We start from the raw sequence: 9,136 nt of genomic DNA on the forward strand, positions 1-9,136 counted from the left end.
ATAACCTTGCCAAGGTTAGGGTCGCGAGTTCGAGTCTCGTTTTCCGCTCCATATAAGATGAGGTTGTCAGTCGATAAGATTGGCAACCTTTTTTTGTATAATATTGGAAGTTTACCGGACGATTGTATCGATAGATTGAACGGAAAAGCGTAATTTTGCAGATGAAAAATCAATGTACTCCCCCCAAAAAAGAGCGTCATTGATTCACACAGACCTTTAATTAATTTAACTATTTGTGATATGTTAACACAGATCATTAATGCACGCATCCTCACCCCGCAAGGCTGGTTGAAGGATGGGTCAGTTCTTATTCGTGACAATAAAATTCTGGAAGTAACCAATTGTGACCTTGCAATTATCGGAGCCAAACTGATTGATGCCAAAGGAATGTATATTGTTCCGGGAGGTGTAGAAATCCATGTTCATGGTGGCGGTGGAAGAGACTTTATGGAAGGCACGGAAGAGGCTTTCCAGACAGCAATCAAAGCTCATATGCAGCATGGCACTACCAGTATTTTTCCTACTCTTTCTTCTTCTACCATTCCAATGATCCGTGCCGCTGCGGAAACTACTGAAAAAATGATGGCGGAGCCTAATAGCCCTGTGCTCGGACTTCATCTGGAAGGACATTATTTCAATATGGCGATGGCAGGTGGACAGATTCCCGAAAATATCAAAGATCCCGATCCCGAAGAATATATTCCGTTGCTGGAAGAAACTCATTGTATCAAACGTTGGGATGCCGCACCGGAACTTCCCGGAGCCATGCAATTTGGTAAATATATCACAGCGAAAGGGGTATTGGCTTCGGTAGGACATACCCAGGCCGAATTTGAGGATATACAGACAGCCTATGAGGCGGGATATACGCATGCCACTCATTTTTATAATGCAATGCCGGGATTCCATAAACGAAAAGAGTACAAGTATGAAGGTACGGTAGAAAGTATTTATTTGATTGATGATATGACAGTGGAAGTGGTGGCAGACGGTATTCATGTGCCTCCAACAATCTTGCGTCTTGTCTATAAGATAAAAGGAGTGGAGCGTACTTGTCTGATAACGGATGCGTTGGCTTGTGCCGCCAGTGATAGTCAGGTTGCTTTTGATCCGCGTGTGATTATCGAGGATGGAGTCTGTAAGTTGGCAGACCATTCAGCACTCGCGGGAAGTATTGCAACGATGGATCGGCTGATTCGTACCATGGTGCAGAAGGCGGAAATACCTTTGGAGGATGCCGTGAGAATGGCCTCCGAAACTCCTGCCCGGATTATGGGAGTGCTCGACCGTAAAGGAACGCTGGAGCGTGGTAAGGATGCTGATATGATTGCTTTAGACAGAGACTTGAATGTGAGAGCTGTATGGGCGATGGGAGAACTGGTGGAAGGCACCAACAAATTGTTTTAAATCTAATAAATAACGAAAACTATGTTGACTCAAATAATAAACGGAAGAATACTTACTCCGCAAGGCTGGTTGAAAGATGGTTCTGTATTGATTTGTGATGGAAAAATATTAGAGGTAACTAATAGTGATTTAGCGGTTATCGGTGCAACGGTTATTGATGCCAGAGGGATGACGATAGTGCCCGGATTCGTAAGTATGCATGCACATGGAGGTGGTGGGCATGATTATACGGAAGCAACGGAAGAGGCTTTCCGCACCGCAACCAATGCACATCTGAAACATGGCGCTACCGGTATATTTCCTACTTTGTCCTCTACTTCATTCGAAAGAATCTACCAAGCAGTCGATGTATGTGAGCACTTGATGAAAGAGAAGGATTCTCCGATTCTCGGTCTGCATATCGAAGGCCCATATCTGAATCCGAAGATGGCGGGTACGCAGTATGACGGTTTTTTGAAAACTCCGGATAAAAATGAATATACTCCTTTGTTGGAGCGTACGTCTTGTATCAGACGTTGGGATATTAGTCCCGAACTGCCCGGTGCACATGATTTTGCAAAGTATACCCGTTCGAAAGGAATTATGACTGCTGTTACACATACCGAAGCCGAATATGATGAAATTAAAGCTGCATTTGCAGTAGGATTTTCTCACGCCGCTCATTTCTATAATGCGATGCCGGGTTTCCATAAACGCCGTGAATATAAATATGAGGGTACAGTGGAAAGTGTGTATCTGACGGATGGAATGACCGTGGAAGTGATTGCGGATGGTATTCACTTACCTGCCACTATCCTGAAACTAGTTTATAAGTTGAAAGGCGTGGAGAATACCTGTCTTGTTACCGATGCTTTGGCGTATGCCGCTTATGAAGGGAATGAACCGATTGATCCTCGTTATATCATAGAGGATGGCGTATGCAAGATGGCGGATCATTCTGCGTTGGCTGGTAGTTTGGCTACGATGGATGTGTTGGTTCGCACCATGGTGAAGAAAGCCAATATTCCTTTGGAAGATGCTGTGCGTATGGCTTCTGAAACTCCTGCCCGTTTAATTGGAGTGAGTGACCGGAAAGGGGCGTTGGCAAAGGGAAAGGATGCCGATATTGTGATTCTTGATAAGGAGTTGAATGTACGATGTGTATGGTCGATGGGAAAGATTGTTCCGGGAACTGATATTCTGTTGCATAAAGAATAGTTGAAATAATCTCCAAAGAGGAGGGTCATAATGAATAATAAAACGCAGATTAACGCAAATTATCGCAGAAATAATTTTATAAGTCGTTGATTAATATATCAATATAAATGAAATAATCTGCGATAATTTGCGTTAATCTGCGTTTTGACACACTCCCTATTATAAAAGCCAATGTTCTGTATGATATCAAAAGTCCGGCAGTTTATCATCATCAGAAGTATCCCGGACTTTTAATGTATTTTTATTCTGAAAGCAAACTGGTTTCTATCAGTTCTTTCAATTGGGCTTTATTCATAGTGCCTAATTTCATTGTCGGTTTGCCGTTCAGCGGGCAAAGTAACAGGTTGGGAATGGTGCGGATTTTAAATGCACTTTCCAATTCCGGTTCCTGATCGACGTCTACTTTATAAATGTCTAATTTCCCTTCGTACTCTTTAGCCAGTTGGTCTAATATAGGCGATAACGCTTTGCAATAGACGCACCACGGGGCATGAAAATCGACCAGGCAAGGTTTATTCCCTTTGAAGTTCCAGTTATCAGGATAAGATTGATAATCAGCTACCTTCTCTACAAAACTATCTTTGGTTAAATCTATTATTTTCATATATTCTATTTTTAATGGTTCATTTCATTTTCTCTACTGCAAAGATAGGGGAGTTGGGATAAAAGAAGGATAGCCATTTTTCCTGTTGTGTTTACAATTCTTCCTTTATGGCTATTTTCTAATCAAATTCTAATCTGATATGAGAGGCTTATAATGGCTTTTTCCCGTCTCTCCGGTTATAGAATTGTAATTTTGCCGCGACAACTACAATAAGGTAATAAAGATAAATATAGTAATGAACAGAGTATTTCTAATTTCTTTTTTTCTTCTGCTGACAGGAGGAATATGCGCGCAACAGGCTACCACAGGAGTATTAACGCTGAAAGAGGCGGAACAACGTTTTCTGGAACGTAACTTATCGCTGATAGCCGAACGGTACAACATTGATATGGCACAGGCACAAGTGCTGCAAGCCAAATTATTTGAGAATCCGGTAATCTCGTTAGAACAGAATGTTTATAACCGCCTGAACGGAAAGTATTTTGATTTTGGTAAGGAGGGTGAAATGGTTGTGGGAATTGAACAGGTAATTCGTCTTGCCGGACAACGGAATAAGCAGGTGAAACTGGAAAAAATCAACAAGGAAATAGCAGAATATCAGTTTGAAGAGGTGATGAGGACACTTCGTCAGGAGCTGAATGAGAAGTTTGTACAAGTCTATTTTCTCTCGAAATCCATATCCATTTATGAGAAGGAAGTGAATTCTCTGCAAGAGTTACTTGCCGGAATGAAACTGCAACAGGAGAAAGGAAATATTTCATTGATGGAAATGTCCCGTCTGGAATCTATGTTGTTCTCTTTGAAGAAAGAGAAGAATGAACGGGAAAACGAGTTGTTAACCCTTAGAGGGGAACTTAATGTCTTGTTAAATCTTCCGGGAGACACGATGGTTGAGTTGTCACTGGATGAAGAGGTGTTGAAGCAATTGGATTTGTCTCAACTATCGTTCGCCGACTTGAAAGCGATGGTGAATGAACGGCCGGATCTTAAGATTGCCCGGAGTACGGTCAGTGCTTCCCGTGCAAATCTGAAATTGCAGAAATCAATGGCATTTCCGGAATTTTCGGTGAATGGCAGTTATGACCGTGCCGGAAACTTTATCAATAACTATTTTGCAATAGGAGTGAGCCTGTCAGTGCCTATTTTCAACCGCAACCAGGGAAATGTTAAAGCTGCCCGTTTTAGTATCCAACAGGCAGGAGCGGAACAGGAAAATGCGGCTAATCGTGCAGATATGGAGCTTTATACCGCTTATGCTTCACTGGATAAAGCAGTTCAGCTTTATCAATCTACCAATATGGAACTGGAACGTAACTTTGAAAAATTGATTGCGGGAGTGAATGAAAACTTTAAGAAACGAAATATCAGTTTATTGGAGTTTATCGATTACTATGACAGCTATAAAGAAACTTGTATTCAGTTGCATGAAATAAAGAAAGATGTTTTTCTAGCGATGGAAAACCTGAATACAACTATCGGACAAACTATATTGAACTACTAATATTCATAAATTATCAAAGACTATGAACTGGAATAAATTCCTTCCTTGCATATTGCTTACTACCGTATTGGGAGCATGCTCCGGTAAAGGAGAACAAACGAGTGTTGAACCGGCTGCCTTATGCCTGACAGATAGCTTATTGAGGATTGTATCTGTCGATACGGTTCACGTTCAAGAGGTGATTGACGAACTGACATTAAACGGGCGGGTCACTTTTAATGAGAATCAGGTGGCACATGTATATCCGATGTTTGGAGGTACGGTAACGGAACTGAAGGCTGAAATAGGAGACTTTGTTCGTAAGGGAGATGTGTTGGCAGTCATCCGCAGTGGAGAAGTGGCAGATTATGAAAAGCAATTGAAGGAGGCGGAACAACAATTATTGCTGGCACGCAGAAATATGGATGCTACGCAGGATCTGTATGCTTCCGGGATGGCTTCGGATAAAGATGTACTTCAGGCGAAGCAGGAGTTGATAAGTGCCGAAGCCGAAGAAAGAAGAATAAAGGATGTTTTCTCTATTTATAATTTCTCCGGAAATGCTTATTATCAGCTGAAATCTCCCGTTTCGGGGTTTATTGTGGAGAAACAAATCAGCAGGGATATGCAGTTGCGTCCGGATCAGAGTGAAGAACTGTTCACGATTTCGGGGTTGTCAGACGTATGGGTGATGGCGGATGTGTATGAAAGCGATATCAGTAAGGTTTCCGAAGGTGCCTCCGTACGCATTTCTACGTTGGCTTATCCGGATAAGATGTTTGCCGGTACGATTGATAAGGTGTATCATTTGTTGAATAGTGAAAGTAAAACGATGAATGTCCGTATCAAATTGAAGAATGAAGAATATTTATTGAAACCGGGGATGTTTACGAATGTAAGTGTGAAATGTAAAGCGGATGGAACTTCCATGCCTCGTATCGATGCTCATGCACTGGTATTTGAAGGAGGAAAGAATTATGTGGTCGTGGTGGAGCCGGATCAACGTTTGCAGGTGAAAGAGGTGGATGTGTACAAGCAGTTGAGCAAGGAGTGCTATATCCGTTCGGGACTTTCCGAGGGAGACAGAGTGCTGAATAATAATGTATTGTTGGTATATAATGCGTTGAATGCAGATTAAAAACAGAAAATAGTATGCACAAATTCATAGATAATATAGTGGCTTTCTCGCTGAAAAATAAATTCTTTATTTTCTTCTGTACAGCGATTGCCGTTATAGCCGGAGCTGTTTCCTTTAAACATACTCCGATAGATGCTTTCCCGGATGTGACAAATACGAAAGTGACGATTATCACACAATGGCCGGGACGTAGTGCCGAAGAGGTAGAGAAGTTTATCACCATTCCTGTTGAGATTGCGATGAATCCCGTTCAGAAGAAAACGGATATTCGTTCTACCACTCTTTTCGGACTTTCTGTCATCAATGTAATGTTTGAAGATCGTGTCGATGATTTCACCGCACGTCAACAGGTATATAATTTATTGAATGATGCCGACCTTCCGGACGGGGTAACTCCGGAAGTACAACCTCTGTATGGACCAACGGGGGAAATATTCCGTTATACGCTTCGTAGTGACAAGCGCAGTGTGCGGGAACTGAAAACGATTCAGGATTGGGTGATCGAACGTAATCTCCGTTCGGTATCCGGCGTAGCGGATATTGTGAGCTTCGGCGGGGAGGTGAAGACGTTTGAGGTAAGTGTGAATCCTCACCAGTTGATTAATTATGGCATTACCTCTTTGGAACTGTATGATGCGATAGCTAAAAGTAATATCAATGTAGGTGGAGATGTTATCACTAAAAGTTCGCAAGCTTATGTGGTTCGTGGAATCGGTTTGATTAACGATCTGGATGAATTGAGAAATATCGTAGTGAAAAACATCAATGGCACTCCGATTCTGGTGAAGAATCTTGCCGATGTACACGAATCCTGTTTGCCTCGTTTGGGACAAGTGGGCCGAATGGATGAAAATGATGTTGTACAGGGGATTGTAGTCATGCGGAAAGGAGAGAATCCGGGTGAGGTGATTGCCAACCTGAAAGATAAAATAGAGGACTTGAATCAGAATGTACTTCCGAAAGATGTGAAGATAGTGGCATTCTATGACCGGGAGGACTTGGTGAATCTGGCGGTAAAGACTGTGACGCATAATCTGATTGAAGGAATATTATTGGTTACGTTTATTGTATTGATCTTTATGGCAGATTGGCGGACTACCGTGATTGTTGCTGTCGTTATCCCATTAGCCCTTTTGTTCGCATTTATCTGTTTACGGGTGATGGGAATGTCCGCCAATCTGCTTTCTATGGGAGCCATAGACTTCGGTATTATTATTGATGGGGCCGTGGTGATGGTGGAAGGAGTGTTTGTGGCTTTGGACAAGAAAGCGAGGGAAGTGGGGATGCCTGCTTTTAATGTGATGTCTAAAATGGGCTTGATCCGTCACACGGCAAAAGACAAGGCGAAAGCGGTTTTCTTCTCCAAATTGATTATCATCACTGCATTGATTCCTATCTTCTCTTTCCAGAAGGTAGAAGGAAAGATGTTCTCTCCTTTGGCATACACGCTGGGCTTTGCATTGTTGGGAGCTTTGATCTTTACATTGACATTGGTTCCGGTGATGTCTTCCATGTTACTGAAAAAGAATGTTCGTGAGAAAAATAACCGTTTTGTCCATTTTATCAATGCGAAGTGTTCGGCTCTTTTTGATTTATTCTATGCGCACAGAAAACTGACCATCGGAATGGCAACCGTAATAGCGGGTGTCGGATTATGGCTTTTCTCTTTCCTGGGTACGGAGTTTCTTCCGCAGTTGAATGAGGGATCTATCTATATTCGTGCTACCTTGCCACAAAGCATTTCGCTTGATGAATCGGTGACTCTTGCCAATAAAATGAGAAAGAAACTATTAACGTTTCCGGAAGTGCGGCAAGTGCTGTCGCAAACCGGACGACCGAATGACGGTACAGATGCTACCGGATTCTATAATATCGAGTTCCACGTTGATATTTATCCCGAAAAGGAATGGGAGAGTAAGTTGACAAAACTGGAACTGATTGATAAGATGCAGGAGGATTTATCCATTTATCCCGGCATTGACTTCAATTTCTCACAACCGATTACTGATAATGTGGAGGAAGCAGCTTCCGGTGTGAAAGGATCTATTGCGGTGAAAGTGTTTGGTAAAGACTTGTATGAGTCGGAGAAATATGCGGTTCAGATAGATAAGATCCTTAGTACGGTTCAGGGAATTGAAGACTTGGGTGTGATTCGGAACATCGGTCAGCCGGAGCTTCGTATAGAGTTGAATGAACGCCAGTTGGCGCGTTATGGAGTTGCTAAGGAAGATGTGCAATCAATTATCGAAATGGCTATTGGCGGAAAATCGGCTTCACTGTTGTATGAGGATGAGCGGAAGTTCAATATCATGGTAAGATACAGCGAACAATTCCGCCAGAATGAAGAGGAGATAGGTAAGATATTGGTTCCGGCGATGGATGGAACGATGGTACCTATCAAAGAATTGGCAGATATAACGACGATTACGGGACCGTTATTGATATTCCGTGATAATCACGCTCGTTTCTGTGCGGTGAAATTCTCGGTGAGAGGTCGTGATATGGGTACGGCAGTTGCCGAGGCGCAGAAAAAGGTGAATGCTTCCGTACATCTGCCGGCAGGCTATTCACTGAAATGGACGGGCGATTTTGAGAACCAGCAACGTGCAACGAAACGTCTGGCACAGGTTGTCCCTATCAGTATTGCTATTATCTTTATTATCCTGTTTATTCTATTCTCTAATGCGCGGGATGCGGGACTGGTATTGTTGAATGTACCGTTTGCCGCCGTGGGTGGTATTGTGGCTCTTCTGATAACGCAGTTCAACTTCTCCATTTCTGCCGGTATCGGTTTTATTGCCTTGTTTGGTATTTGTATTCAGAACGGGGTGATTATGATTTCCGATATAAAGGCGAATCTAAAACTCGGCTCGCCCTTGGAGAAAGCCACTAAGGAAGGAGTGCGCTCGCGTATCCGCCCTGTGATTATGACAGCGGCAATGGCAGCTATCGGTTTGATGCCCGCTGCCATGAGTCATGGAATTGGTTCGGAATCACAACGTCCGTTGGCGATTGTCATTATCGGCGGATTGATAGGAGCGACTTTCTTTGCCTTGTTTGTCTTTCCTCTTATCGTAGAAATGGTATATGAACGAATGTTATATGATAAAAACGGAAAGTTATTGCAAAGACGTATTTAGTTCATTTCTATTCTGTGGAAAAAACGTTCATAGATTAAATTTGTAGTTTTCAGTAGGTAGAGAGAGAAAGGGATAAAAGAAGGGTGATTAAAAAATCACCCGTACTTTTGTTCCTTTTTCTATTTCTGAAGATATATCCAGCTTTGCATGATAAGCAGAAATGATTTTCA

General features: G+C 42.5%; 6 protein-coding genes. 5 read left to right on the top strand and 1 reads right to left on the bottom strand.

Annotated features, from left to right (window positions below; genetic code table 11):
- The first annotated feature begins 240 nt into the window (after positions 1-240).
- Positions 241-1,407, top strand: a complete 1,167-nt coding sequence (gene nagA, locus ACT8YW_RS20235) for an N-acetylglucosamine-6-phosphate deacetylase (protein WP_117935677.1) — start codon at positions 241-243, stop codon at positions 1,405-1,407.
- Between the two features lie 21 nt (positions 1,408-1,428).
- Positions 1,429-2,604, top strand: a complete 1,176-nt coding sequence (gene nagA / locus ACT8YW_RS20240; protein WP_444106944.1) for an N-acetylglucosamine-6-phosphate deacetylase — start codon at positions 1,429-1,431, stop codon at positions 2,602-2,604.
- A 241-nt stretch (positions 2,605-2,845) separates the two neighbouring features.
- On the opposite strand, the gene ACT8YW_RS20245 is transcribed toward nagA (ACT8YW_RS20240), so the two are convergent.
- Complete coding sequence (locus tag ACT8YW_RS20245) at positions 2,846-3,208, bottom strand: thioredoxin family protein (protein ID WP_444106945.1); 363 nt, start codon at positions 3,206-3,208, stop codon at positions 2,846-2,848.
- 235 nt (positions 3,209-3,443) lie between these two features.
- Between ACT8YW_RS20245 and ACT8YW_RS20250 the strand changes: the two genes are divergently transcribed.
- The 3 genes from ACT8YW_RS20250 to ACT8YW_RS20260 are packed head-to-tail and all read left to right on the top strand — an operon-like array spanning position 3,444 to position 8,966.
- Complete coding sequence (locus ACT8YW_RS20250; protein ID WP_004303527.1) at positions 3,444-4,709, top strand: TolC family protein; 1,266 nt, start codon at positions 3,444-3,446, stop codon at positions 4,707-4,709.
- 22 nt (positions 4,710-4,731) lie between these two features.
- Positions 4,732-5,826, top strand: coding sequence for an efflux RND transporter periplasmic adaptor subunit (locus tag ACT8YW_RS20255; RefSeq protein WP_270591202.1), 1,095 nt, complete (start codon positions 4,732-4,734; stop codon positions 5,824-5,826).
- Positions 5,827-5,840: 14 nt separating this feature from the next.
- Positions 5,841-8,966 (top strand): efflux RND transporter permease subunit, encoded by a 3,126-nt coding sequence (locus ACT8YW_RS20260; RefSeq protein ID WP_444106946.1) that lies wholly within the window; start codon positions 5,841-5,843, stop codon positions 8,964-8,966.
- The last annotated feature ends 170 nt before the right edge of the window (positions 8,967-9,136 follow it).

Source organism: Bacteroides sp., from assembly GCF_052357945.1.
Classification (GTDB): Bacteria; Bacteroidota; Bacteroidia; order Bacteroidales; family Bacteroidaceae; genus Bacteroides.